At 58.9% G+C, this 25,657-nt stretch carries 26 protein-coding genes; 6 read left to right on the top strand and 20 right to left on the bottom strand.

What is annotated here, in order from left to right; all coding sequences use genetic code 11:
• Positions 1 to 93 precede the first annotated feature (93 nt).
• Genes H1B31_RS04670 through H1B31_RS04655 form a run of 4 tightly spaced genes read right to left on the bottom strand, consistent with a single transcriptional unit; the run spans position 94 to position 3,460 of the window.
• Positions 94 to 837, bottom strand: a complete 744-nt coding sequence (locus tag H1B31_RS04670) for a tRNA1(Val) (adenine(37)-N6)-methyltransferase (protein ID WP_185981230.1) — start codon at positions 835 to 837, stop codon at positions 94 to 96.
• Positions 830 to 1,921, bottom strand: a complete 1,092-nt coding sequence (locus H1B31_RS04665; protein ID WP_185981081.1) for a PSP1 domain-containing protein — start codon at positions 1,919 to 1,921, stop codon at positions 830 to 832. Before H1B31_RS04665 ends, H1B31_RS04670 begins: the two co-directional genes overlap by 8 nt.
• Positions 1,922 to 1,949: 28 nt before the next feature.
• A complete protein-coding gene (gene holB / locus H1B31_RS04660; RefSeq protein ID WP_185981229.1) occupies positions 1,950 to 3,005 on the bottom strand; it encodes a DNA polymerase III subunit delta' in 1,056 nt (351 codons plus the stop codon).
• Entirely contained in the window at positions 3,005 to 3,460 is a 456-nt protein-coding gene (locus tag H1B31_RS04655; RefSeq protein ID WP_185981080.1) for a YaaR family protein, read from the bottom strand. Before H1B31_RS04655 ends, holB begins: the two co-directional genes overlap by 1 nt.
• Positions 3,461 to 3,616: 156 nt before the next feature.
• On the opposite strand from H1B31_RS04655, the gene H1B31_RS04650 reads away from it, so the two are divergent.
• Positions 3,617 to 4,342, top strand: a complete 726-nt coding sequence (locus H1B31_RS04650) for a flagellar brake protein (RefSeq protein ID WP_009441327.1) — start codon at positions 3,617 to 3,619, stop codon at positions 4,340 to 4,342.
• 112 nt (positions 4,343 to 4,454) lie between these two features.
• Here H1B31_RS04650 and H1B31_RS04645 read toward each other — a convergent pair whose 3' ends face one another.
• From H1B31_RS04645 to H1B31_RS04600, 10 genes are all read right to left on the bottom strand, one after another.
• On the bottom strand, positions 4,455 to 4,940 hold the full coding sequence (locus H1B31_RS04645) for a YbjN domain-containing protein (protein ID WP_009441328.1): 486 nt from the start codon (positions 4,938 to 4,940) through the stop codon (positions 4,455 to 4,457).
• A gap of 58 nt (positions 4,941 to 4,998) precedes the next feature.
• Positions 4,999 to 5,526, bottom strand: coding sequence for a YbjN domain-containing protein (locus H1B31_RS04640; RefSeq protein ID WP_185981079.1), 528 nt, complete (start codon positions 5,524 to 5,526; stop codon positions 4,999 to 5,001).
• Positions 5,527 to 5,572: 46 nt separating this feature from the next.
• On the bottom strand, positions 5,573 to 6,880 hold the full coding sequence (locus H1B31_RS04635; RefSeq protein WP_185981078.1) for an SH3 domain-containing protein: 1,308 nt from the start codon (positions 6,878 to 6,880) through the stop codon (positions 5,573 to 5,575).
• On the bottom strand, positions 6,873 to 7,778 hold the full coding sequence (locus H1B31_RS04630) for a tetratricopeptide repeat protein (RefSeq protein WP_185981077.1): 906 nt from the start codon (positions 7,776 to 7,778) through the stop codon (positions 6,873 to 6,875). The genes H1B31_RS04635 and H1B31_RS04630 overlap by 8 nt, the downstream gene beginning before the upstream one ends.
• A gap of 112 nt (positions 7,779 to 7,890) precedes the next feature.
• Positions 7,891 to 8,538, bottom strand: coding sequence for a hypothetical protein (locus H1B31_RS04625; protein ID WP_185981076.1), 648 nt, complete (start codon positions 8,536 to 8,538; stop codon positions 7,891 to 7,893).
• Between the two features lie 85 nt (positions 8,539 to 8,623).
• Positions 8,624 to 9,571: a homoserine O-acetyltransferase MetA gene (gene metA, locus H1B31_RS04620; RefSeq protein ID WP_185981075.1), complete on the bottom strand. Its 948-nt coding sequence runs from the start codon at positions 9,569 to 9,571 to the stop codon at positions 8,624 to 8,626.
• 54 nt (positions 9,572 to 9,625) lie between these two features.
• On the bottom strand, positions 9,626 to 10,516 hold the full coding sequence (locus tag H1B31_RS04615) for a hypothetical protein (RefSeq protein ID WP_185981074.1): 891 nt from the start codon (positions 10,514 to 10,516) through the stop codon (positions 9,626 to 9,628).
• Between the two features lie 16 nt (positions 10,517 to 10,532).
• On the bottom strand, positions 10,533 to 11,384 hold the full coding sequence (locus tag H1B31_RS04610) for a histidinol-phosphatase (protein WP_185981073.1): 852 nt from the start codon (positions 11,382 to 11,384) through the stop codon (positions 10,533 to 10,535).
• An 8-nt stretch (positions 11,385 to 11,392) separates the two neighbouring features.
• Positions 11,393 to 12,196, bottom strand: coding sequence for an HAD family hydrolase (locus H1B31_RS04605; RefSeq protein WP_185981072.1), 804 nt, complete (start codon positions 12,194 to 12,196; stop codon positions 11,393 to 11,395).
• A 131-nt stretch (positions 12,197 to 12,327) separates the two neighbouring features.
• On the bottom strand, positions 12,328 to 13,308 hold the full coding sequence (locus tag H1B31_RS04600; protein ID WP_185981071.1) for a Gfo/Idh/MocA family protein: 981 nt from the start codon (positions 13,306 to 13,308) through the stop codon (positions 12,328 to 12,330).
• Positions 13,309 to 13,422: 114 nt separating this feature from the next.
• Here H1B31_RS04600 and H1B31_RS04595 point away from each other — a divergent pair, with 114 nt between their 5' ends.
• The 5 genes from H1B31_RS04595 to H1B31_RS04575 all read left to right on the top strand — a co-directional run bounded on the left by H1B31_RS04595 (position 13,423) and on the right by H1B31_RS04575 (position 20,769).
• Positions 13,423 to 14,190, top strand: coding sequence for a MurR/RpiR family transcriptional regulator (locus H1B31_RS04595; protein WP_037346707.1), 768 nt, complete (start codon positions 13,423 to 13,425; stop codon positions 14,188 to 14,190).
• 393 nt (positions 14,191 to 14,583) lie between these two features.
• Positions 14,584 to 16,695 carry an alpha-glucoside-specific PTS transporter subunit IIBC gene (locus H1B31_RS04590; RefSeq protein ID WP_185981070.1) on the top strand — a complete coding sequence of 704 codons (2,112 nt, stop codon included), beginning with the start codon at positions 14,584 to 14,586 and terminating at the stop codon, positions 16,693 to 16,695.
• 243 nt (positions 16,696 to 16,938) lie between these two features.
• Positions 16,939 to 18,603 carry a glycoside hydrolase family 13 protein gene (locus tag H1B31_RS04585; protein WP_185981069.1) on the top strand — a complete coding sequence of 555 codons (1,665 nt, stop codon included), beginning with the start codon at positions 16,939 to 16,941 and terminating at the stop codon, positions 18,601 to 18,603.
• Entirely contained in the window at positions 18,600 to 19,373 is a 774-nt protein-coding gene (locus H1B31_RS04580; RefSeq protein WP_185981068.1) for an HAD-IIB family hydrolase, read from the top strand. Before H1B31_RS04585 ends, H1B31_RS04580 begins: the two co-directional genes overlap by 4 nt.
• Before the next feature lie 106 nt (positions 19,374 to 19,479).
• Entirely contained in the window at positions 19,480 to 20,769 is a 1,290-nt protein-coding gene (locus tag H1B31_RS04575) for a hexokinase family protein (protein ID WP_185981067.1), read from the top strand.
• 64 nt (positions 20,770 to 20,833) lie between these two features.
• Here the strand turns inward: H1B31_RS04575 and H1B31_RS04570 are convergent, their stop codons facing one another.
• From H1B31_RS04570 to H1B31_RS04545, 6 genes are all read right to left on the bottom strand, one after another.
• Positions 20,834 to 21,346, bottom strand: coding sequence for a glutathione reductase (locus tag H1B31_RS04570; RefSeq protein ID WP_185981066.1), 513 nt, complete (start codon positions 21,344 to 21,346; stop codon positions 20,834 to 20,836).
• Positions 21,347 to 21,401: 55 nt separating this feature from the next.
• Positions 21,402 to 21,638, bottom strand: a complete 237-nt coding sequence (locus H1B31_RS04565) for an AtpZ/AtpI family protein (protein ID WP_185981065.1) — start codon at positions 21,636 to 21,638, stop codon at positions 21,402 to 21,404.
• A 33-nt stretch (positions 21,639 to 21,671) separates the two neighbouring features.
• The gene (wecB, locus tag H1B31_RS04560; protein ID WP_185981064.1) at positions 21,672 to 22,826 is read right to left on the bottom strand and encodes a non-hydrolyzing UDP-N-acetylglucosamine 2-epimerase; all 1,155 of its coding nucleotides are present in this window, start codon (positions 22,824 to 22,826) and stop codon (positions 21,672 to 21,674) included.
• Positions 22,827 to 22,946: 120 nt separating this feature from the next.
• Positions 22,947 to 23,993 (bottom strand): glycosyltransferase family 4 protein, encoded by a 1,047-nt coding sequence (locus H1B31_RS04555; RefSeq protein WP_185981063.1) that lies wholly within the window; start codon positions 23,991 to 23,993, stop codon positions 22,947 to 22,949.
• Between the two features lie 78 nt (positions 23,994 to 24,071).
• On the bottom strand, positions 24,072 to 24,470 hold the full coding sequence (locus H1B31_RS04550) for a RuvC family protein (protein WP_185981062.1): 399 nt from the start codon (positions 24,468 to 24,470) through the stop codon (positions 24,072 to 24,074).
• Positions 24,467 to 25,642 carry a DUF3084 domain-containing protein gene (locus H1B31_RS04545; protein ID WP_185981061.1) on the bottom strand — a complete coding sequence of 392 codons (1,176 nt, stop codon included), beginning with the start codon at positions 25,640 to 25,642 and terminating at the stop codon, positions 24,467 to 24,469. Before H1B31_RS04545 ends, H1B31_RS04550 begins: the two co-directional genes overlap by 4 nt.
• Between the last annotated feature and the right edge of the window lie 15 nt (positions 25,643 to 25,657).

The following is a 25,657-nucleotide window of genomic DNA, read 5'->3' as shown; positions in this document are numbered from 1 at the left end:
AACGGTAAAAAATTAGCAGATGGAAGCCTTAGGGAACAGACAGCGTGAAAAAGATGCACCAAGATGATGTGGCTGATTTCATCCGTGTTTTCCTCACATCTCCTGCCCGTAGATGCTGCGGATCTCCTCGGTATACCGCCCCTTCGCGTCGCGCACGATAAGTGCAGGTTCATGGCGCATTCCCGCGAGCGCAGTGCCCTTTACCGCCTCGATGAGCATGAGGTTCGGTGCTTTGTCCGCACGCGGCTGTACCATGCGCAGGCGTTTGACGGCGAGCCCCTCCGCATGAAGTGCGAGGACGATCTCGCCGAGGCGTTCGGGCAGATGCACCATTGCAAGGCGCCCGCCGTGCTTCAGCGCATATGCTGCCGCACGCACGGTATCGGCGAGGGTTGCCGTGATCTCGTGACGCGCCGCTGCGCGTGCGCCCACGCTGAGGGCTCCGCTTGTCACGGGGCGGTACGGCGGATTACTGAATACGAGGTCATATTCTCCACACGCAAAAAGAGCGGGAGGGTCGCGATAGTCACCCTCCCGCACTGAGATTTTGTCTGTGAGGTTGTTCATGCGCACATTCCGCGCAGCAAGTTCCGCCTGCACGGGATTCAGTTCCACTGCCGTGATCTCCCGCGCCCTGTCCGCAATGAGCAGAGGGATCACGCCCGTCCCCGTGCCGAGGTCAAGCACATGCTCACGCCCCGTCATGTGCAGAAAATGTGCAAGCAGGACAGCATCCATGGAGAAACAGAATTCATCCGTGCGCTGGATGATCTGCCGTCCGCCCATGCAGAGATCGTCAAGCCGCTCGTTCGGACGCAGCTGCACCATCTCACTCATGGATCTCATCACCCTGCTGCGCGCGCGGCGCACGGCGCGGCTGACGCCGATTGCCCTGCGGACGGCGGCGCTCGTCTGCATTCTTCGCGGAACGCTCCGTGCGCTCTCCTGGCTCTCTCCGCTCGCTGCGTTCCCCGCGCTCGCGCAGTTTTGCCCCTGCGGGACGCTCACGACGTTCGCGGCCTTCGCGCGGCATACGCCCCTCACGCGGGGGACGCTGCCGTCCCTCGCGCGGCACATGAGTACGCGGTGTCCCGTCCTCCCCCTCGACGCGGGCAATGTCCTCCCATGCAGCGATCACTGTTTTCCCGTCGTCCATGAGGATGGTCGCCGTACGCCGCTGTTCGCTGACGGCGACAACGCGCCCCTCACCGTCCTCCGCGATAACGCGATCGTTCTGCGCGGGGGTATACTCCGCCTTTTTCACACGCATGCAGCCGCCGCAGCCATAGCCGTCGCTCTCGTATTTCAGACAGCACATGAGCCGCCCGCAGATGCCCGAGATCTTCGTCGGGTTGAGCGAGAGGTTCTGCTCCTTTGCCATGCGGATGGAAACGGGCACGAAATCACCGAGGAAGGTCGCGCAGCACAGCGGCCGCCCGCAGCAGCCCATGCCGCCCATCATCTTCGCCTCGTCACGCACGCCGATCTGGCGCAGCTCAATGCGCGTGCGGAAGACACCTGCGAGCTCGCGTACGAGCTGGCGGAAGTCAACGCGCCCATCCGCCGTAAAGTAGAAGAGCATCTTCGAGAGGTCAAAGGTGAGCTCGACATCGACGAGCTTCATCTTGAGGCCGAGTTCCCGTATCTTCTCCTCGCAGACCGTACGTGCCTCACGCTCGCGCGCGCGGTTCTCATCAATGCGGGCGAGATCCGAGGCATCCGCGATGCGGTGCACTATGCGCAAATTCGGCGGAACAGATTCGTCCGGCACCTCACGCGGTGCGATGACGACCTTGCCACACTCCATGCCGCGTGCCGTCTCAACGATGACGTGATCGCCCTCGGCAATCGTCAGCTGTCCCTGCCCGAATGAATATATCTTGCCCGCTGCCTTGAAGCGGACACCTACAATCGTTTGCAAAACTTCCTCCGGAATCTATATCAACAACTCATGTGAATTGTTTTCGTGCACGTAATAAAAATGCCTCTGCCTGCAGTGCAGGGTTCACGTTCGCAGCAAAGCGCCGTGATAGCTGCCGCGTCCCGTCTATCAGTGCAAAGATGTCGGCATTCGTCATGTGGGTAAGGAGTGCAGCGAGCTCCTCCCGTCGATCCACGTGACAGAGTGCATCGCTCCCGCCGTCCTCATGCAGGATGAGGAGGTCGCGCAGTGCCATCTGCATATAGGAGAGCCACGACGTACGCTCTACATGTGAGCGTGCACCGAGCGCCTCCGCACGCGCCCAGATGTCCTCGACACCGAGGTCGGGCAGATGTGTAAGGAGGTCGATGGCATCGTCCCGCAGGGAGAGCCCCTCCTCGGCGAGTGCATACGCCCGCCCGAGGCTGCCGTCTGCGAGGGCGGCAATCGCCGCTGCATGCTCTGTCCCGCGTGCCCTGAGCTCTGCCTCGATCTCGCCGCGCGGCAATGCGCCGAACGCAATGCGCACGGCACGCGAGCGGATGGTCGGCAGGATGGCATCATATGCATTCGTTATGAGAATGAAGAGCACCGCACCCGCCGGCTCCTCAAGTGTCTTGAGGAGCCGATTTGCCGCCGCCTCATTCATGCGATCAGCGCCGTCAATGAGGATGATCCGCCGATCTGCGCTGACCGGCGCGCCTGACGCCGCGATGAGGATGTCTCGTACGGCGTCCGTGCGGATCATCGCTGCACTCTTGCCGCGCGCTTCGGGTGCAACCTCGAAGTAGTCGGGATGGACACCCGCCGCCATCGTACGGCATGCCTCGCAGTGCCCGCATGGCGCATCACCCGCAGTCTCACAGAGCAGCGTTCGCACAAGCACGTGCGCCGTGCGTCGCTTGCCAACTCCCTCGATGCCGCAAAAAAGAAGTGCATGGGGCAGGCGCTTTGCAGCCGCAAGCGCGCGCAGACGGGAGATGATCTCCGCATGACCGCGGATGTCTGTCCAGTCCGCAGGGAACGCCTCGTGTACCTCTTCACTTGCGGGCGCCGCAGACGCAGTCGTCTTCGTCCGCGCCATCACATATAGAGATCGACGAGGAGGCCTCTGATGGCATCATGACTCGCGATGATATCGAGCTGATCTGCCTGTCCGAGGCGGATTTTCTCTGCCATCTCCTCCAGCTTCTTATCGATCTTGCGCACGGAGGTGTATACCTTCTGCCGCCCAAGGCGATCCCAGCCTGCCTGCGTATGCAGTTCATACATACTGCCAACTGCCTCACCGATGAAATTCTGGATGAGAGAGCGATAGGAGCGCAGCTCGTCAAACGTCGGCGACTTTGAGAGGCGTGCGCCCTGCTCATCGATCTGCTCAAGAAGGCGATCCATCGCCTCGCGCGACATGGCGGACTCCTGATCCGCCAGTTCCGTACTAAAGTCCGTCGCTGCGCCGCGCACGCCCACATCCGTCTCTGCACGCGGCATTGTGAGCGATGTACTCCGCGCAATGCTGCTGTCTATCTTCATCGCCATTGCGTCCACCAATCCCTTTTCAAGATGAGTCAATTTACCCATTGTTCATTATAGCCCGAACAAAGGGCAAAGTCAAAGAGGTAAATTGACTTTGCCGCCATACTTTGTTATCCTTATCTAACAAAAAGAATTAATTGTGGAAAGGGTTTGAAGACTATGATTGAGGGCGAAAAACTCGCTGCACTGCTGAAGCACGGGGCTGCGATTCACATCATCGAACCAGATACCGAGATTGACTACTACGGTGCCCTCGAGCTCAGCGATGAGGAGCAGGCAGCGGGAAGGCCTGCAGGAGCACTCGCCGTGCGCTTGGATGTCCCCGTGGGAAAATTTGTCAACACACCCGAGCCCGGCCGTGTTTTTCAATGCCATCTCACAGGCTCCGGCTGCGTCTATCACTTCGACGTTCCCTATCGCTCTGCCTCGCCGCTGCCCGATACGATCTGGTACATGGCACTGCCGGAGAGCGCCGAGCGCATTCAGCTGCGCGATTTCGTCCGCGTACCGATTCCAATGTCCATCGAGGCGAAGCTGCCCGGCAATCACGGCAGCCTCAAGGACTACCGCGAGGTCGCCCTGATCGACATCAGCGGCGGGGGGCTTTGTTTCGTGCACGACGAGCCGCTGATTATGGACGCACCGATCTCCGTACGCGTACCCGAGCTGCCACGCATCGGCACGCTCGAAACGGAGGGCACGATCCGCCGGGCAACTCCCATTGAGACGAATCTCGGCATGACGTATCACATCGGCGTCATGTTCGGCGACACGCTCGGGACGCGCGAGCGCGAGCGCCTTGTCCAGAGTATCTATCAGCTCCAGCAGAGTTACCTGCGCAAGGGACTGAAGATCCCGCAAATCGACCATACAAAGAGAAGCTGAATATGCGAAAGGGGCTACACCTGTCGTGCAGCCCCTTTGAGTTTCAAAGAAAGAGAGCCCCCTTCCACCGCTTGCGCGGTTCCCCTCCCCCGTGTCGCACGGGGGAGGCTTTTTATGCCCAGCGCAGCTTCATCATCTCCGGATAGACCTCCTCGAGCACCTGCAGGCCGACACCGACCATCGCCATGAAGCTGTCCGCCTGAAATACGCCGACGTGCAGATCGAGCGGCAGATCGATGTCCACGACGACATCCCGCTCATCATCGACCACAAATTTTACGTAGCGATACTGACTGTTCCAATCGTTGAGCTTCTCATGGAATGCCTTTGGATCGGCTCCCTCCTCCAAGCGCACGAGCCCGAAGTACTTGATCTTGATAAAATCGTTCGTGTCGCCGTTCTCCGTGACGACGATCGCGATGCTCACAACACTGCCGTTGTCGAGCTGCTGACGCATGCGGATGATGTGATCCTCGCCGTCCTCGGTCACATCCTCGCCATATTTCATATCCTGCTTGTCAAGTTCCGCCTTGATCGCTTCAAATGCGCTGTTCTTGAGCCCTTCTTCGCTTCCGCTGAAGCCGTCAAAAAGTCCCATACAGTTCCTCCGTTCAACTTGCGTATTTTAGGATTTCCTGATAAATTCAGTGATTCCTTTATTCCTGCGGACGCGGCTTGTGTCCGCGCGTGCAGAGCTCCATCAAATCATCATAGACCTTCTCCACGATACGCATGCCGACGCCCATCATCGCCATGACGCTATCCGGCTGGAACTTCCCCTTGTGAAGGTCGAGCGGCAGGTCGATATCCACGACGACATCCTGATCGCGGTCAAGGCAGAGCTTCACATAGCGGAACTCACCATTCCACGCGTTGATCTTTGCAAGGAGCTCAGCGCGCAGGTCAGACTTCTCCAGATAGGCGATGTCATAGAGTTTGATCTTGATGAAGCCGTCCGCATCATCCACCTGATCGTACAACTCGCGCACGACGATGACTGCCGTGATGGCCTCGTCGTTCTCGAGTTCATTCCTCATGTAGAAATATGTTTCCTGGCGATCTTCCTCACTCTCATCACTGATCTCGTAGTTCCAGTCGTTGCGATCCAGTTCTTCCTTAATCGCATCCTTGATTCCCATTACGGCGGTCTTTTCACCGCCTTTGAATCCATCAAAAAGTCCCATTTGTCCCCTCCATATCTGCCCTCTTCTGAGGGCAATGTCCCCATGTTTATGGCGCCGGAGCAATGAAACCGACCGCGTCAAGCGTATCGATTGCAGCAGTGCCGCGTGCATTTTGAAAATCAAGCGTTGAGACGACGACCTGTCTGATATATTTCTTTTCGCCGTCTTCGTAGTAGCTGCTGATGTCATGAATCACGAGCGGTCTGCCCCCCGCATCCCGTCCGAGATAGAGCATGACGTGGCCGGGACAAAAGAGGAGTGCGCCCGGCGGCACATCTGCAAGCAGTGCATAGCGCTCTGCCGCAGATAATCCGGCAAGAGGCAGAAGCGAACAGGCACGCTCCTGCATATCCGCATCGCGCGGGAGATCCAGTCCCATCGCGCGATAGATGTTCTGTACGTAGGATGAGCAGTCCATCCCCCCGTTTGCCCCGCCCCAGCCATACTCTGTATAGAGGGGTGCAAATGCGAGGCGCATGAGATTGTTGCGGGTGAGCGGCAGACGCCCTACAACGAGGCGTCCGTCCTCGGGTACGCGTACCTCCCGCAGGGCGAGCTGCCCCCCAGCATCCCGCACGGGCAGGAGGAGACGATCTGTCCCATCCACCGCCCGTCGCCTTGGGATCTTTGCCCCGAGCTGATAGAGCCGCCCATCAATCGAGAGCTGCGCTGCCGTCACGGTGAAGAACTCCTCCGGTGTAGCAAAGTCGCGCCATGTCTTCCAATCTGTCGCAGCAAGCGCGTGCACATCAACCCAGCCGCGATAATCGCGCGTCTCGACAAAGGCAAAGCGCGTATCCTGCGAGCGGTGGAGCACGAGGACTGCCTCCCCGGGATCGAGCACCGTCCCCTGTAGCTCGTCATAACGCAGATCATCGGGGGACTCAAACCATCCATCCTCCGTCGGCAGGAGGCGCACATCGGCACGACGTACAGCGACGGCAGGACGTGCAGTCACAGTCGCGCCAATGCCCTCAATAGCACGATTGTCGCATACTGCCTGCCACTGTTCTGTGCAGAGGAGTTGCCCCTCTGCGTAGAGATCCGACAGAGCACGATCTGTTCCCTGTGCAGCCTCATGAATCTGTGCACGTACCGTTTCTCCCGCGCGCGTCTCCGACGTGTTGATGAGGTCATGCACCAAATCCTTCGCCGCAAGACGACGCGCATACGCCTCTCTCTCCTCCCCACGGAGAAGCGGTGCATCGCCATCCGCACGCAGCCAGTAGTCAGCAGTTGCTGCCGCTCCCTGAACGGGCAGCGCCGCATGTGCCGGAACCACCATCAAGAGGAGGATCAGAACTGCACCGAGAACGCCTGCCCACAGGCGTCCCCGCAGAGCGTATTCAGGCACCCTGCTCCCCGCTGAGCTCGCTGAGTCCCCAAGCGAAGAACGCCTCCATGCCGAGGAAGGCGAATTTGTTGTCTGTCACCGCCTCGCCGAACTCCTCCATCGTACCGATGGCAAAGGAGCCGGCATATCTCCCCGGTGCGCGTGTGGGGAGATCCCCCCGCGCCCCACGCTCGAAGAACGCCTTTGTGTCGTTGTTGACAGCGACAAGTTCGTTCAAGAAGTTGCGCGCCATCTTCATTTTACCGAGGCGGTAGAAGAGCATCGCAAGCGGCAGATACATCATCGCCACGCCCTCTTCGTAGCGCTGATACAGCTTGATCGCGGCATCGCCCTCCTCGATCGCCGCATAGATGAACATGAGCTGGTAACGGCGTCCGAGCGCATCGTGCTCCGAGAGGCGGAGCATCTCCTCGCACTCCTTCGCTGCAAGACGGAGCTTGCGCGCCGCGAGGAGCGCCTCGAGATAGGAGAGCCGCAGGAACATATAGGGCTTTGTCGCTGGCATCGACCAGAATTTTCCGATGTTCTCCTCGGCGAAAAGCCCCTGCTCCTTTAGGCGCTCAGTCGCCTTGCGCGTCAGATCCTCGTAGTGGTGAACCCGGTCGTCGGCGTTCTTGGCGAGGTACTCGATCTCCATGCAGGCAGCGGTGATGTTGTCCGGTTCCTCCCGCAGGGCGCGCTTGATGATGCGGTAGCGTTCCTCCCCCGTCTTCTTGCGCGCGCGTGCAATCAGCTCGTCCGCGGTGAGCGTCTTCACCTCACGCGGCAGATTCGGATTCTCACGCAGTCGCTGGCTGAGTTCCGATACGATCTCAGTCATGCGTTCGACACTGACCTTGCCACCTTCAGCCTTTACCATGCGGTTCAGTTCAAGCTGCATCCATTCCTTATCTGTCATGCGGTGTCCCTTCCTTTGCTGGTAGTTCCTGGTACTATTATACCTTGTTTTTTGGGAAAAAGCTACAAAAAAGAACTGCCGTCGCGCGTATTGCAGGACGGCAGTCCCTTTGCTATTTTTTATTCTTCTTTTTTTCTTTCTTATCCTTCTTCGCGGGCTTTTCAGGGGTATTGTCGGCGGGTTCCGCGAGCTTTTCCTTCTTTTTCTCCAGCGCTGCACGATCCGCATCGCTTAGAATGCCGCGCGAGCGTCGGATCATCTCCTCCTGATGCCCGACGGCGTAGTTGATGATGGCGTCAAAGAATTTCTTCTCGACATCCTTATTCGAGAGGGACGAGAGCGTAATCTCTTTCGTATTCTCCTCGCGGGAAAGCGTCCCCCAATGGCTGTCCAGATCCTCATGCGACGTCACGTGCACAACGCCCGCGCGCAGGTCGATCAGAAGGTACTCTGCCGCACCTGTAAGGTCGCTGTAGCCGTTCAGCGGCAGCATGCGCCAGCGGCGCTTGGACACCACGTCCTGAATCTGGATGTTGTCATAGATGCGAAGCGTTGGCACCACAATCTTCGTGAGGTCGATGTAGCCATGCGCATCCGAGGCGTATTGAATCTGCTCTTTGTTAAAGTAATAGCCTTGCCGCGCCGTCGACTGCACCCATTCATAGATGTGCTTCGGTATTTCCTCCGCTGCAGACGCGGGACGGGTGCCCATGAACAGGGCGGCACAGACGAGGAGTGCCGCTCCCCATTTTTTTTGCACGTATCATCGCTCCCATCAAAAACTGTTTTCAACAACTCCCTATGCTAGTCCAAAAAACTGAATTTTTGCTGAACATGAAGCCCGCTTAAAGCCCCGAGTGGTACTCCCAGTCATCCGCGTTGTCGAGGCTGTCGAGCTCATATGGCGTGCCCTGATAGACGTAGTAGTTCAGCCAGTTTGCAAAGAGGAGGTGCGCGACGCTGCGCCAACGCACGACGGGCGCGCGGTTGGGGTCATCCTCTGGGTAGTAGTTGCACGGGATGTCGGGATCGATTCCCGCCGCGAGATCGCGGTCGTACTCCGCCTTGAGCGTCATAGGATCGTACTCGGCGTGTCCCGTGATGAAGAACTGACGGCGGCGCAGATTCGCAATGATGTAGACACCCGCATCGCCCTCGGAGAGGATCGTAAGCTCGGGCACGCGCTCAATGTCCGCACGCAGGGTCTCCGTATGGCGCGAATGCGGCACATAGAACAGATCGTCAAAGCCGCGCAGGAGCGGCTCATGCTGCACGCAGAGACGATGCTCGAAGACACCGAAGATCTTCTTCTCCGTCCAGTGCTTGGGGATGTTGTAGTGATAGTAGAGCCCCGCCTGCGCACCCCAGCAGATATGGAATGTGGAGTAGGCGTGTTTACGGCTCCACTGCATGATCTCGGCGACCTCGTCCCAGTATGCGACGCGCTCGAACGGCAGCTGCTCAATCGGCGCGCCCGTGATGATAAAGCCGTCGTATTTCTTATGCCGCACCTCTGCAAAGGTGCCGTAGAACTCCGTGAGATATTCGCGCGAGGTATGCGACGGGACGTAGGACTCCGTGTAGATAAAATCCACCTCCACCTGTAGCGGTGTATTGCCGAGGAGTCGCAGGAGCTGCGTCTCAGTCACGTCCTTGATCGGCATGAGGTTCAGAATGAGGATGCGCAGCGGACGGATATCCTGACCATACGCGCGTGCCGCATTCATGACGAAGACGTTCTCCCCCTCGAGCACGTTCGTCGCAGGCAGATTGTTTGGTATCTTAATCGGCATTGTTTCCCGTTTCCCTTCCCTATGAAAGCGCGGAGCTATTCCGCATTTCCAAAATCAACGCACCTGATAGCGGTTGACCCATGTACTGTAGCCGTCTGCATAGGCGCGCAGGCGAATGAGACCACGCCCCTCGGGCGCCTCGCGCACAATCATGCGGTAGGCACCCTCATAGCCGTCATCAAGGGGCTGCCAGCCATCCGATGGCGACCAGTAGCGCCCCGTGACGATGCGCTCCGTGCCCTGCGGCAGGTTCACCGCACGCTTGTCGAACTTGATCTCGACAGCCTTGCCGTTGGCATCGCGCACCTCCGTCCATGCCCAGAAGACGAGATTGTCCCCCGTGCGGCGCATCGTCGAGGTGTCTGCCGTCACCTGCGTCTTGATCCCGGAGGCCGTCTCATCTGTCCACAGGAGAATCCAGCGGTCATCGGCGCGCAGACGAGCCATCTCGCCCTGACGGAAAACGATGTCGATAATCGCGGCATAGAACTCCTCATCGAACTGCTGTGAGTTCATCTCCTTCTCGGTTCCCATTCCCTTCGACCAGAGGACGTTGCCCGCCGCATCGTAGAATGTCTCACCGACGTATTGCAGGAGACGCGTTTGCGGTACGACACGCACCTGCGCGATCGCATAGGAAAGCTGACTCGGACTCGTGATCACATGTCCGATCTTATAGTTGCGAATCGTCTCCTCTGCACCCTCGTAGCTGAACGATGTCCGGATGTCCGCCGTGATCTCCGTCGCCACCGTCTGCTTTTTCCCCGCAGGCATGACGCTCTGCGTCACACGAACAGATGCCGGCGCGTAGAATTTCGAATACTTGTCATTCGAGCTCAGCCACGTCCATGCCCGCCCGTCATCGGCGAACGCCGCAGGGCACAGCAGCAGCAAAAAGAGCAGGGATAGAAGCACCCCTGTTCCATATCGTATCGTTGTGCTCATCTCATACGCTCCTCTCTCATGCGAGCGCGACGCTCTCCCGCGCGCGTCCGCCCGTGAACCGTATTTGCTCGGCGTAGCCGAAGGAGCGTGCGTACTGCACTGCCTCCTCGTTGTAGCGCGCACAGTCCTCGGGCTTATGCGCGTCCGAGGTTGTGATGATCGGCAGATCGTATTCCTTCGCCGTGCGCATAAAGTCCGGGTACGGCGAGAACTCCTCCACGGGATAGCGGTAGTACGTCCCCGTGTTGAGGTCGACAATCATATTGGCACCCTTCATCGCCGCTGCGACGCGTTCCAGATACGGTGTCACGTCGAAATTGGGGAAGTGGCGGTAGAGCCTGATGTTGAACGGGTGCCCGAGCGCATCGTAGAGCCCGGACGCCGCGAGTTTTTCCACTTCCTCCGTATACCATTCGTAGATTTCTTCGAGCGGATGATTGTCCCACTCCGCTTTGATTGCCCCCGTATCATATGCCCATCCGCGCAGGAAATGCACAGAGCCGATGACGTAGTCAAACGGATAGGCGCGGAGGATCTTCGCTACTGCCTCCTGATCATGAAAGTTGCAGACCTCGATGCCTGCGAGCACCTTGTGCTTCCTACGCAGCTTTTCAATAAACGCAAAATATTCGTCGAGCGTGTACTTGAACTTGTTCGACTTCAGCCATTTACGCTGAAAACTGCCCACGAACGAATCGTCCAAGATGAGATCGTCGTAGTAGAGCTGCTCGAACTCCGGGAATGTGTGCGAGTGTTCCGAGAAGCCGATCTCATAGACGCCGCGCTCCGCCGCCGCGCGGAAGAAGCCCTCCGCATAGTCCTCGTCATAGGAGCCGTACTCCAGATGCATATGATAGTCAAAGCGCATGATATACCTCAGTCAAATTCGCCCGCGAGAATGCGTTCGCAGACCGCCATCACACCGTCTGCACTGTTGCTCGGCGCCATGTGACGCGCGCGTTCCTTCACCGCGGGAATGGCGTTCTCCATCGCAAAGCTGTGCGTCACCGCATCCATCAGATCGAGATCGTTCTCATAGTCACCGAACGCGGCGCACTCATCGGGCGCAATGCCGAGGCGCGCCTGAATCTGCCGCGCGGCGACGCCCTTGCTCACGCCGAGATTGTAGAGATCGACCCACTCTGTACTCGAGAGCGAGACCTGCAGTCGATCCGCGTATGCCTGCATGACGGGAAGAATCTTCTCCTGCGCATGCCCCGTGAAATCACAGAACGACATCTTGATCGGCAGATCGTCCACAGAGGCAAAGTCCTCCACCACCGCCGACTGCGACACATATTTCGCCAGCTCCGCGCGAAACTCCGGCGCATCATCGGCACTGTGGAGATAGCCCTGCTTCTTCCCACAGAGCACGGAGCGCACGCCCCCGATCTGCTCACCCGTACGCATGACATCGAGCGCAAGCGCGCGATCCACGGGGCTCGAGAAGAGCTCGCGGTCATGCTCCATCACCATCGTTCCATTCTCCGCCACGAAGATCAGCTCATCCCGCCATGCGGCAAAGGTCTGCATGAGGGAGGCGTATTGCCGACCCGACGCTGGCGCAAAGCGGATGCCGCGCTCCTTCAGCCGCTCATACATGGCGCCGAAGCCTGCGGGCAGCTTTCCGTTTTCATCGAGCAGCGTCCCGTCCATATCCGAAAAAATCAGCCGTATCATCTCGTCACCTTTTCTTTGTATACAACGCTTTCATTATAACAAAGAATCATTTTCCCCGCAATCAAAAGACGCCTGCAAAAAGAGCCGTCATCGGACGCATATGCCCAACAACGACTCTCTGCCCTCCCCCTCTACTCCTCCTCGGGATATTTCATGCCCCACGACTGGCGAATCTCCGTCATCAGATCCATCACGTCGATTGTATAGCCGAGCTGCATATCGTCGTGCTCGCCCGCGACCGCCGCCTCCATATCGCGTACCTCATAGACGAGTGCATCTGCCGTGCTGCCCTCACTGATCTCCTCCGTGCGCCCGTCCACCGTCCATGTGATGCGTGCACTCTCCCCACGCGGGTACTCGAACATCTCCACATAGCCGTTTTCAAACGCAATCGTCCCGCGCTTGGGTTGCTTGGCATGCAGGGAGAGCGTGATCGCCGCCATCTCCTCTTCTTTATTTTTCAGTAGGATGGATGCCTGCTCATCGACACCCGTCGGCGCAAACTTCACCTGAGAGAGCACCTCCGTCGGCTGTGACGAGAGGAAGTATCGGACGAAGGAGAGCGCGTACACACCGATGTCGAGCAGCGCTCCGCCCGCAAGGCTGCGGCTGAAGAAGCGATTCTTCATATCGTATTCTTTGAAGCTGCCGAAGTTCATCTGTATCATGCGCAGCGGCCCGAGCGAACCGCCCGCGATGATCTCGCGCAGACGCCGATAGATCGGCATATGATAGATCGTCATCGCCTCCGCGAGTACAACGCCGTGCTCGCGCGCACAGGCGACTGCACGCCCCAGTTCCTCCGCATTCAGCGTGATGGACTTCTCGCAGAGGACGTGCTTGCCCGCAGAGAGCGCGGGGATCAGATAGTCGATATGCGTATTGTGCGGCGTCGAGATGTAGATGATGTCCACATCCTCATCCGCGAACACGGCCTCCATCCGCTCATACACCTTCGGAATGCCGTACTGCGCGGCAAATTCCACCGCCTTCGCGTGCGTCCGATTGCCCACGGCGTACAGCCCGCCCCCGAGCTTTTGGAGCGCCTCTGCGAGCTGATGCCCAATTACACCGCAGCCAAGCGATGCCCAACGATATCTGACGTTTGACATAAAATCCCCTCCTTGCCGATTCATTCGACATGAAGAGGTTTTTTCCTGTTATGTGCGACGCATTTCAATCCTCCGAATATGTGCTATAATAGGGAAAAAAGGTCGGAGGGGAAGATCATGCTCACGGAACGAATCAACGCACATCTGCGCGAGCTCAGCGAGGCGGATCGCTGCATCTGGCGCTATATCGAGGGCAACCGCACAGCGGCGAGCCGTGCCTCCATTCACGAGCTGGCGCGCGCGTGCGCCGTCTCAAGCGCGTCCGTCGTGCGCTTCGCGCAGAAGCTCGGCTTCGACGGTTTCGGCGAGATGAAGGCGATCATGCGCATGGAGAGCTCGGAGAGTGCCATGCCCGCGCACGATGTGAGAGCCGCGCTCGGCAGCTTCTACGACCAGACATGGCGCGAGCTCATGCGGCGTGACTACACGGGGGCGAGCCGCCTCATCCGCGAGGCGCACCGCGTCTTTGCCTATGCCTCGGGCTATGTGCAGACGAATGTCATGCAGGAGATGAAACGACTCTTTGTCTACGACAATATCTTCATCTACGAGATTGCGGGGCGCGAGGAGTTCTACTCTGTCTATCAGGCGGCGGGTCCCGACGATCTCTTCATCTTCGTTTCGCTCTCGGGCGAATCTGAGCGCGTCGTGGAGTTCGCCGAAAAGCTGAACCTCAAGGGCGTCCCCATCCTCTCGATCACCCAGATGTGGCACAACGCACTCGCGAGCCGCTCGACGGAAAACCTCTACGTCACGCCCGCCGAGTTCGGACTGCCCGAGAACGAGGCGCGCCTGCAGTTCAAGTCCATGCTCGCCTACTTCCTCCTCCTCGAGATCTGGTATGTGAACTACAGACTCTATGTGCAGGAGCGGGAGGAGTAGTGTGGAGGAGGATCCCCCTAAGCGAACCCTAGTGGAGCAAACGGAGCAAAGCGTGCGACCCGCCCCCTGCGGATTTCTTTCGTTCAAGCGAAGCGCGTTTAAGAAGTCCGCAGGTATTTAGGCGGACGAGCACACGACCGTTTGCGTAACTAAGCGTTCGCGTGGGGTATCTCTGACACATTGACGCCGTGTAACAAATTTCATCCTGTGTACTTTGATACCATCCCCGTACATTCTGCCCGAATGCCGCGAACCTATTGCGTTCGCGGCATTTTTGCGCTATCTTTGGGACAGTGGATTTCATATTAGTTTCAGTTTCATTCTCGGGAGGCACGAACCTTCCCCGCCGTTATTTAGGATTTGGGAGTTTTCAGTGGTTAAGGAGGAACGCACATGGCACTCAGTAAGGATGTCATCATGCAGAACATGCAGAGGTTCGGCGGCGCGATGTATACGCCCGTCATCCTGTTTGCATTCTTCGGTCTGACGGTGGCGGTGTCCATTGTCTGCAAGAACGAGGGACTGCTCGGCAGTCTCGCCGCACAGGGCACACTCTGGTATGATTTCTGGTTTGTCGTCGAACAGGGCGCGTGGACGGTGTTCGCGCAGATGCCCATTCTTTTCGCGATTGCCGTTCCCATCGGCTTTGCGAAAAAAGAACCTGCACGCTGTGCGATGGAATCATTCGTCATCTATATGCTGTTCAACTACTTCATCTCCGCGTTCCTCACGCTCCATGGCAGCGCATTCGGCGTGGACTACAGCCAGCCGGCGGGGCCGGGCACAGGCCTTGCGATGATCGCAAACATCAAGACGCTCGACATGGGCATGCTCGGCGCGATCTTCATCGCCTGCTGCACGGCGTTCCTGCACAACCACTTCTATGACACGAACATCCCCGACTGGCTCGGCATCTTCAAGGGTCCCGCGTTCGTCGTGGCAATCGGCTTCGTCGTCATGATTCCGATGGCGCTCCTCTTCTGCATTGTCTGGCCGGCCGTACAGCACGCCATCGAGCAGTTCCAGTTCTTCCTCAAGACCAGCGGCATCCTCGGCGTCTGGGCATACACCTTCTCGGAGAAAATGCTCCTGCCGGCAGGTCTGCATCACTTCATCTATCTCCCGTTCATGTTCGGTCCTGCGGTTGTCGACGGCGGCATCCAGGCATACTGGCTCGGACACATCAATGACTTCATGGTCAGCGGTCAGTCCCTGCGCGAACTCTTTCCCGAGGGCGGCTTCGCCCTCCACGGCAGCGGCAAGGTCTTTGGTCTGCCCGGCGCGGCACTCGCGATCTACATGTGTGCGAAGCCTGAGAAGCGCAAGAAGACTGCCGCCCTTCTCATCCCCGCGACGATCACGGCGGTTCTCTGCGGCATCACGGAGCCGATCGAGTTTACCTTCCTCTTTGTCGCACCGCTTCTCTATCTCCTGCACGCACTGCTCTCGGCAACGCTCTCCGCAACGCTCTATGCGATCGGACTCTCGGGCAACTTCGGCGGCGGTCTCATCGACTGCTTCGTTCAGAACTGGATTCCCCTCTTCCCGTATCACTATGCGACATACCTCACGCAGATCGGCGTCGGTCTCTGCTTCACCGCCATCTACTTCTTCGTCTTCCGCTGGGTCATCCTGCTCAAGGACTACAAGACACCGGGACGCACGGACGACGATGTGGAGGACAAGCTCTTTACCAAGGCGGACTACAAGGCAAAACAGGCGGGTGCTGCAGGTGCTGCGGCTGCCGCTCCCGGCATGAAGCTCGATGAGCGTGATGTCAAGGCACGCGCCTTCCTCGACGGTCTCGGCGGCGCGGCAAACATCAAGGACGTGACGAATTGCGCAACGCGGCTGCGCGTCACGGTCAACGATCCCGAACTCGTCGCTCCGACGGGTGCATTCACCGAGGCAGGCGCACACGGGCTTGTCCGCAACGGTCACGCATTCCAAGTCATCGTCGGTCTCTCCGTCCCGCAGATCCGCGAGCGCTTCGAGGCGCTCATGAGCGCTCCTGCCTCCGATGTGAACGAGGTCGCGGTCGGCACGGAGAAATCCTTTGCCGTCACGGCAGTCACGACGGGTCATGTAATCGACATGAGCGAGGTCAAGGACGAGATGTTCTCGCAGAAGATGATGGGCGACGGCGTTGCAGTCGAGCCAACCGAGGGCATCGTTGTCGCTCCTGCTGACGCCGAGGTCACGATGGTCATGGAGGACAGCCGTCATGCAGTGGGTCTCCGTATGGACAACGGCGCGGAACTCCTCATCCACATCGGCGTGGACACGGTGAAACTCGAAGGCAAGGGCTTCGACCTCCTCGTCAAGATGGGTGACCGCGTAAAGGCGGGTGCACCGCTCGTGAAGTTCGACCGCGATGTGATTCATGCGGCGGGCTATCAGGACACGGTCATCATGGCAGTGACGAACTCCGCTGAGTACCCACTTATGAAGAAGACGACGGGTATGGATGCAAAAGCGGGCGAGACCTTTGTGCTGACGTTCTAAATGTGATTTGATCGTGCGTGTGCGAACTCCACGCAAACGCTTAGTTACGCAAACGGTCGTGCGCTTATCTGCCTAAATACCTGCGGACTTCTTAAACGCGCTTCGCTTGAACGAAAGAAATCCGCAGAGGGCAGAACGCGCACTTTTCCCCGCTTGCTCCACTAGGGTTTGCTTAGGAGCATCGCATGATGCACAACCTCCATCTAGGCATACAAGCACATCAATATACGAAAGGCAACACCAATGAAAGCAACAAAATGGTGGCAGAACACCGCCGTTTACCAGATCTACCCGAAGAGCTTCAATGACACGACGGGAAACGGCACGGGCGATCTGCGCGGCATCACCGAAAAGCTCGACTATCTGAAGGATCTCGGCGCGGGTGCGCTCTGGCTCACCCCCGTCTATCCATCCCCCATGGTCGACAACGGCTATGACATCAGCGACTACACGGGCATCAATCCCCAGTTCGGCACGCTTGCCGACATGGAGGAACTGATCGCCGAGGCAAAGCGCCGTGACATCCGCATCGTCATGGATCTCGTCTACAACCACAGCTCCGATCAGCATCCGTGGTTTATCGAGTCGAAGTCGAGCCGCAATAACGCAAAGAGCGATTGGTACATCTGGCGTGATGCGAAGCCCGACGGCAGTGCGCCGACGAACTGGCGCGGCATCTTCGGCGGCTCTGCGTGGACGTACTGCAAAGAGCGCGGGCAGTACTACCTCCACACCTTTGCCGAGGCGCAGCCCGATCTCAACTGGGAGAACCCGGAGGTACGCGCAGCCCTCTTCGCGGCGGCGAACTTCTGGCTCGACAAGGGCGTCGGCGGCTTCCGCATCGACGCGATCACCTACATCAAAAAGCCCGCTGTCTTTGAGGACGGCACGCCCGACGCGGCGGATGGCATGGTGAGCGTCCACACGATGACGGCGAACACGCCCGGCATCCTCGATTTTCTTCACGAGTTCCGCAGGGAGGTCTTTGACGGGCACGACATCTTCACCGTCGGTGAGGCAAACGGCGTCTCGGTCGCAGAGCTCCCCGACTGGGTCGGCGAAAACGGTGTGTTCTCGATGCTGTTCGAGTTCGCACACGTCCTCGTTCCATACGAGGGCGGCGAATGCTGGTCGAAGATGGTTCCGTGGAAACTCACAAAGCTCAAGGGCGCGCTCTCGGCAAGTCAGGCGGGCGTTGCCAAAGAAGGTTGGTACCCGATCTACTTCGAGAACCATGACCGCGCACGCTCCGTCAACTACTTCTTCCCGAAGGGCGGCGATACACGCCTCGCCGCAAAGGCACTCGCGACCGTCCTCATGACACTGCGCGGCACGCCCTTCATCTACGAGGGCGAGGAGCTCGGCATGACCAATGTCAAATGGGACACGATCGACTCATACGACGACATCTCCTCCCACGGTCAGTACGAGCTTGCGCTCAAGGAAGGATTCAGCCCCGCAGAGGCGCTGTCCTTCGTTCACTTCAACAGCCGCGACAACGCACGCACGCCAATGCAGTGGGACGATACGGCAAACGCAGGATTTACGACAGGTACGCCGTGGCTGCCCGCGAACGAAAACTACCGCGAAATCAATGCGGCGGCTGAGGAAAAGGATGCGGATTCCGTCCTCTCCTACTACAAGCAAATCATTCGTCTACGCAAGACGAACCCCGTACTGCTCAGCGGTGTCTATGAGGAACTGCTCGCGGACAATGAGCAGATCTACGCATTCTCGCGTACGGCGGGCAATCGCCGCATCGTTACGACGGTCAACTTTTCCGCGGAGGAGGCGGCACTGCCCGCAGGATTCCTAAAGGGCGTGCGTCTCATCGGCAGCTATACAGATGCGCCGAGCACAGTGCTCCGCCCGCTTGAGGCGGTTGTCTATGAGGAGGAAGTAAAATGAAGGTAGCGGCAAGCGATTACGACGGTACGCTCCTCAGGGGCGGCAAGATCGACGCGGAGACGAAGGAGGGCATCGCCCGTTGGCGTGCGGCAGGGCACAAGTTCGGCGTCATCTCGGGGCGCGACTACGGGATGCTCGTCCCCCAGCTCATTGCGTACGGCGTAGAGTTTGACTACACCGTCTGCAACAACGGCGGCATCATACGGGGTGCGGATGCATCCGTACGATTTCAGGCGGAGATTGATCCTCGCGCGCTCACGGCGATTGCGTCGGAGCCGAGCGCACAGAAGTCCTTTCACTTCGCCTTCTCAGCGGCAGATGTGACCTATCTCTGCCACCACTCAGAGGGCTCGTGGATCGAACGCGAGGCAAAGGACTGGGACTTCCCCATCGTCTATATCACGGAAGCCGACATCGGAGGACTGACGGGGATTCAGCAGTTCTCGCTCGGCTTTCATGAGCCTACCCTGTCCGATGAATGTGCCGCCGTGCTGAACGCAAAACTGGGGGATAAGATTCACGCATTCCCGAACGCGTGCAGCCTTGACATCACGCCCGCCGGCATCAGCAAGGATCAGGGCATCCGTACTCTCCTCTCCGTCATGGGATGGGACGGCGCGGAGGTGTTCGCCATCGGCGACGAGACGAACGATCTGCCCATGCTCAAGGCATGGGACGGCTACTCGCTCACCACGGCACGCCCCGAGATACAGGCACAGGCAAAGCAGGTATTCCCGAGCGTCGGCGCGATGCTCGATCACTTTTGTTAAACAGATTTAGGTCAGTACAAGCCCCACGCGAACACCTCGTTGCGCAAACAGGTTCGTACGATCCAAGTTCATCACACAAAAACTACTTTGGTTGGGAGGAGTTACCATGGGATTTGATCGTGAAAAATTTGACGAGATAAAGGCAGCCTTCACCATAGACGACGATGCGCTCCGCAAGATCGCCGATGATTTCCGCGCCGATATGTGCGCGGGGCTCGCGGGCAAAGAGGGTGCAACACTCCGTATGCTCCGCTCCTATGCAGGGCTTCCAAGCGGCAAGGAGCTCGGCTCCTTCCTTGCGCTCGACTTTGGCGGCACGAACGTCCGCGCCCTGCGCATCCTCCTCAAAGGCGGCGGCGAATACGAGGTGCTGAGCAAGGTTGCAAAGCCGCTCACCCTCCCCGGTGTCTACGACTACGTCAGCGCAGATGCGACGGCAGAGGAGATGTTTGACTTCCTCGCGGAGATCATCGACGAAGCAATCGACGGAAATCGGGAGACAAAATACCTCCTTGGACATACCTTCTCCTTTCCCTCCACACAGACCGACCTCTACAACGCACGGCTCATCGTCTGGACGAAGGAGTTCGCCACGCAGGGGGTCGAGGGCAAGGTTGTCAACGACCTGCTCAAAGAGGCACTCGCACGGCGCGGCATGACGAACGTTGAACCCGTCGCCGTCATCAACGATACGGTCGCAGTGCTGCTCGCAGCGGCGTACAAGCACGAGCACACCTACATCGGATCGATCTACGCCACGGGGCAGAACACCTGCTACTATGAGGAGTTCGCGGACGGCAGCGAGACGCCGACCGTCATCAACATGGAGTCGGGCGGCTTTGGGCGGCTGCCCTTCTCCAAATACGACGAACTCCTTGACAAGGAGTCCGAGCAGCCCGGCGCACAGCGGCTCGAAAAGATGGTGTCCGGGCGCTACCTCGGCACACTCTACGGTACGGCACTTGCAGATCTCCTCGGTGCGGACGGGGTCTATCCGTTTTCGAGCATCGAGCTCTCCGAGATCATCACCGATGCCTACCTCGACCGCCATGCGGCAGGTGCGGTCATCGAAGCCAAGACAGGCATGACCTTCACCGCCGCCGAGCGCGCCCTGCTGCAGGAACTCGCGACTGCCGTCATCGTCCGCTCCGCACGCATTGTTGCAGCAACGTACGTCGCCATCATCCAGCACCGCATGGGTGAGAACGAGCTCGAGAACCAGTTCGTCGCCGTCGACGGCTCCGTCTATGAGAAAGTACCGCTCGTCGCACATCACCTACGTGGTGCGCTCGACACCCTCCTCTTAGACGAGGCGGTCAACGTCAAGATCATCCTCGAAAACGCCGGCTCCGCCCTCGGCGCAGCGCTTGCCGCCGCGATGACGGAGAGAAAATAAAGATACACACGAAACCGCCCCGCAAGGTTCAACCCTGCGGGGCGGTTGTGTTCGTTTATCTGTACTATTGTTTTCTCTGCTCCAGCAGATCGAAGACCTCGTCCGCGTCCATCTCGAACATCTTGCTGTCCGCATCAATCGGTGCGAAATAGTAGTCCAGAGTCTCCGCACCGAACTCCTGCGCGAGCCGCCTCCACTGCTCCGCCTGCAACACACAGAACGCAAGCGTATCGCTGCCGAGCGAGCCCATATACCAGCGAATCTCATACATGGGCGCAAGATACTCCTGCGCTGCCTTCAGCGTGGTGTCCCTGTCCGCCGCATCCGCCGCGTAGGGAATGGCGTGCGCTGCTCCATCCACCTTTAGGAGAATATCAAAGCCGCGCTCCTCCGCCGAATCCGTACATTCGTAATCAATCTGCGCCGCCTCGGGGAGAACATCGTTCAGATAGCCAAGAACGGCATCGTCCTCCTCTCCCCAATCCACCCAGATCAGCGCATCGCTCGCGTCAAATTCGTCCGCGTTCTCAGTCGGAGCCGAAAGAAAAGCGCGAATCTGCTCAAATAAATTTTCCATACTGCCTCTCCTTCTGTAAATATGCCCTGCAAAGCACATTGAGCTTTGCAGGGATTTATACAAGCTTATAGTGTTTCAGCTGCCGATACAGGCTGTAGATCGCGGCAGGAAAGCCGAGGAGAATGCCCACGATGGTGCAGACATGCCCCGTGCCGAGGAAGTCGTCGGCACATTTGCCGAGAAAGATGAATACGCCAAGAAAGACGACAAAGTAGATGCCGACACCCGAGAGGAGACCGCATGCACGCAGAGCCTCAACGCCTGCGGATGGCGGCGTATTTTTCTGCTCCATCGGTTCTCCCTCCCTGCGCACGCGAAAGAATCCCTATGCCCCGAACGGTTCCGGCGGTGTCTGTGCGTGTCCCGCATGATAGAGGATCGCCTCGATGATGCGGCGCGATGCCTCTCCGTCACCGTAGGGATTGACCGCCTCCGCCATGTGCGTATAGGCGGTCGGCTCGGTCAGGAGGCGCATAGTCTCGTCATAGACGCGCTGCTCATCCGTACCGATGAGCCGCACGGTCCCCGCCGTGACTGCCTCGGGGCGCTCTGTGGTATCACGCAGCACGAGTACGGGCTTGCCAAGCGAGGGAGCCTCCTCCTGAATGCCGCCCGAGTCCGTGAGCACGATGTCAACACGCGCCATAAGATTTGCAAACGGCTCATAGTCGAGCGGATCGATGAGGTGCACGCGCGAAATTCCGCCGAGCTCCTCGCGCACGATCTCGCGCACCTTTGGGTTGCGGTGGACGGGGAAGATGACCTCCACATCGTCCATCTGCTCGATGATGCTGCGAATCGCACGGTAGACGTGACGCATCGGCTCACCGAGGTTCTCCCGCCGATGTGTCGTGACGAGGAGGACGCGGTGATTTGCAAAGTCCACACCCGCCAACTCTGCGGGAAGGACATAGTCGGGGCGTACGGTGTGATGCAGTGCGTCGATGACCGTATTGCCCGTGACGAAGATGCGCCGCTCGGGCACGCCCTCGGCGACGAGGTTCGCGTGTGCGGTCGGCGTCGGTGCGAAATGTAGGGTTGCGATCCCACCCGTCAGGCGGCGGTTCATCTCCTCGGGGAACGGCGAATAGATGTCATGCGTCCTGAGCCCCGCCTCGACGTGACCGACGGGGATCTGATGGTAGTATGCGGCAAGCGCGCCCGCAAATGTCGTCGTCGTGTCGCCGTGGACGAGCACGAGGTCGGGTCTCTCCTTTTGAAAGACCTCGTTGATGCCCATCATCGCACGCGTGGTGATGTCGAAGAGGGTCTGCCCTGCCGCCATGATGTTGAGGTCATAGTCGGGGACGATGTGGAAGAGGTGCAGCACCTGATCGAGCATCTCGCGGTGCTGCGCCGTGACGAGCGTCCGCATCTCGATCTCGTCCGTGTGCTGCATGAGCGCCCTGACGACAGGTGCCATCTTGATTGCCTCGGGACGCGTGCCAAAGATCGACATGACTTTGATTTTGCCGGTCATTCTGCCTTTGCTCCTCTCTGGATATGGAATCCCCAAATTTATATTTCTAGCTCAAATATTTTGAATCCTGCGGTTGAAGTCCCTTGCGGGGGTGCGCTTCGGAAAAGTTTCTTTTCAGTTCTATTTCTGCGGCACATCCATGCGGAAAATGCCCAACTTGCGCGCGCCGATAAAAACCGCCGCCGCGACAATCAGGATGATGAGTGCTGCCGCCTGGGGGCTGACTGCCGTGAGGGCAAGCGCACACAGCCCAAAGAGGCCGCTCACAACGTACATGAGCAGCACCGCCTGTTTCTGCGTGAAGCCGTGCGCGAGGAGGCGATGGTGAAGATGCCCCTTGTCCGGCTTGAAGATCGGGCGATGATTGCGCGCGCGCCGCACGATGGCAAACGTCGTGTCGAGGATCGGCAGCCCGAGCGCGAGAATCGGAACGATGAGCGCAATGGTCGCAGCGCTCTTGACTGCGCCGACGACGGAGATGCCCGCGAGCATGAAGCCGAGGAACATGCTCCCCGTGTCGCCCATGAAGATGCGCGCGGGGTTGAAGTTGTAATAGAGGAAGCCAACCGCCGCGCCCGCGAGCGCCGCCGTCATCATCGCGACGAAGGGGATGCCCTCCTCCATTGCGACAAGAAAAATTGTAATCGCGGCAATCGAGGAGACCCCTGCCGCAAGACCGTCCAGCCCGTCGATCAGATTCACGGTATTCGTCAGACCAACAACCCAGAAAATTGTCGCGGGAATTGCGAACCATTCCAGATAGATAAAGTCGCCAAGTGGGTCGGTGATAAAGTCGATGCGCACATCAAACGCGATGACAAGCACAGCGGCGGCAACGATCTGCCCGAGCAGCTTCACCTTAGCCGGCAGGTCGCAGTAGTCGTCGATGATGCCGATTGCGACGACGATCGTGCCGCCGACCATGAGTCCAATGAGGCTCATCATGAACTCAGGGCTAAGATCGACAAAGATGAGCTGTACGAGGATCGACACCATGAATGCGGCGTAGATCCCGATGCCGCCGATGCGCGGGATCGGGCGCGCGTGCACCTTGCGCGCGTCGGGCTTGTCGAGCGCCCCCGTGCGGCGCGCAAAGGCAATGACGCCGGGGGTGAGCACGAGCGCCATGCCAAGCGCGATCATAAATGCTAAGACATTATCGGGCATGAATTATAGCTCTCCTTCATTGAGGTTCTCTGCAAGCATACTTCTAGTAATCTTACCGCAGGATAGGTGCTCTGTCAATCAAACAATTTGTATCTGCAAAAACCGCCGTGCGAGGATCACAGCGACGAAATCATCTACAGGCACGGGCGGCACGAGCATGCCGCGCGGCACGAACCGCCGCCATCCGCACGGAGGGTGTACCTCCCAATAGAGCTGCTTCGCCCCATCTGTCGTGCGGTACTCATCGACCAGCGTCACCGTGGCGCCCAATGCCTCTATACGGGTACGCGCCTCTGCACTCGTCGTCCCGTTTCCCATGATAATGGTCGGCTCATATGCCGCAGCAAGTGCACCGACCACATCCGTCAGCGCCTCTGTCTGCACAATTTCCTGCACAAGAATGTGCCCATCTGCCGCAAGCACGGCGACGCCGCATTTCTCGCGTCCGGGGTCAATCGCAAGGACGGGGCAGCTCATGCGCCGCCCCCGTTTTCACTTTCAATCTTGAATTTCAGCCGCAGAGGCCCCATTGCGTCCGTATCGCCGTCCGCATAGGCGGAGATGACAACCGCGCCCGACTGCCCCGCGAGATCCTGCACAAGAGTGTAGAACTCCGCGCCTTCGATCACGCCAACCGTTCCGCGAATCGGATCGGGCAGGATGCCCTTTGCCGATGCCGCAGCATTGACCTCGCGCAGGAATGACATGACCGACTGCTCCGCAGCCGCCCCCATGCCCTCGGGCGCATAGACACGGGCAATGATGAGCTCGCCGTCGTGATAGATGACACGGTTCGGGTACAGCTCGAAGGACGCGCGGATCTCATCCCCGCGCACGAGATTCCCCGCCGCAACGATGCGCACGATCATATCGACGGAACTCGCCTCGATTGCTTTCACGGCGGCATCGTACTCCGGCCCATAGATCCAGATGTCCTGATCCGTATGGTTCTCCCCGAGGCGCGCGGAGATGTTGCGTGTGCCGAGCTGCGCAATCCCCGCTAGTCCGCGCTCAACCTCATCGTGGCTGAGTCCTGCGGGAATGATGCCGCTCGCGATGATCTCACCCGCCTGATAGGTGATGTTCCCCTCGCGCAGATTCAGGATGTTCTCGCGCAGCTCATTTGCACGCACGCCAAGCGCCTGAATGTCGGCGAGCAGCGTTTCATTTTCGCCCGAGAGCCGCCCGTTGATGGAAATGAGCCCCTCTTTCTCCATCATGAGCGCGCGGTTGCCTGCCGACAGCCGATCCGACTCCGCGCGCAGATCCGACTGCTCACCCTCAAGCCGCGCGATCTCCTCCTCGGACTTCTTGAGATCGCTGCTTGCCTTTGCCTGCGCCTCCTGCGCCTGCTGCAGCTCCCCAGATGTGAAGTCAAGCGCCGCGCGTGTATCGGCAATCATCGCATTCAGCCGATCCATGCCGAAGAGCGCCGTGCGCACATTCTCTGACGCCGCCGCGAGAATGCCGAACGTCACCGTCGTGATGCAGATCCCCGTAAAAATCGTCACAATCACTGCCGTATGGCGTGGGCGCAGCCCAAAAATAGATAGCTTCTTCTTTCCGATGCGCGTCCCGAGGCGATCACCAATGAAGGCGATGACGCCGCCGACAACCGCGAGAACGAGGATGAGCGTGATACCGTACATGAGCGTCACCCCTTT

Source organism: Selenomonas timonae (assembly GCF_014250475.1).
In the GTDB taxonomy this organism is placed as follows: domain Bacteria; phylum Bacillota; class Negativicutes; order Selenomonadales; family Selenomonadaceae; genus Centipeda; species Centipeda timonae.
The sequence above is the reverse complement of the archived record's forward strand: the minus strand, read 5'-3'. Positions and strand labels throughout refer to the sequence as shown.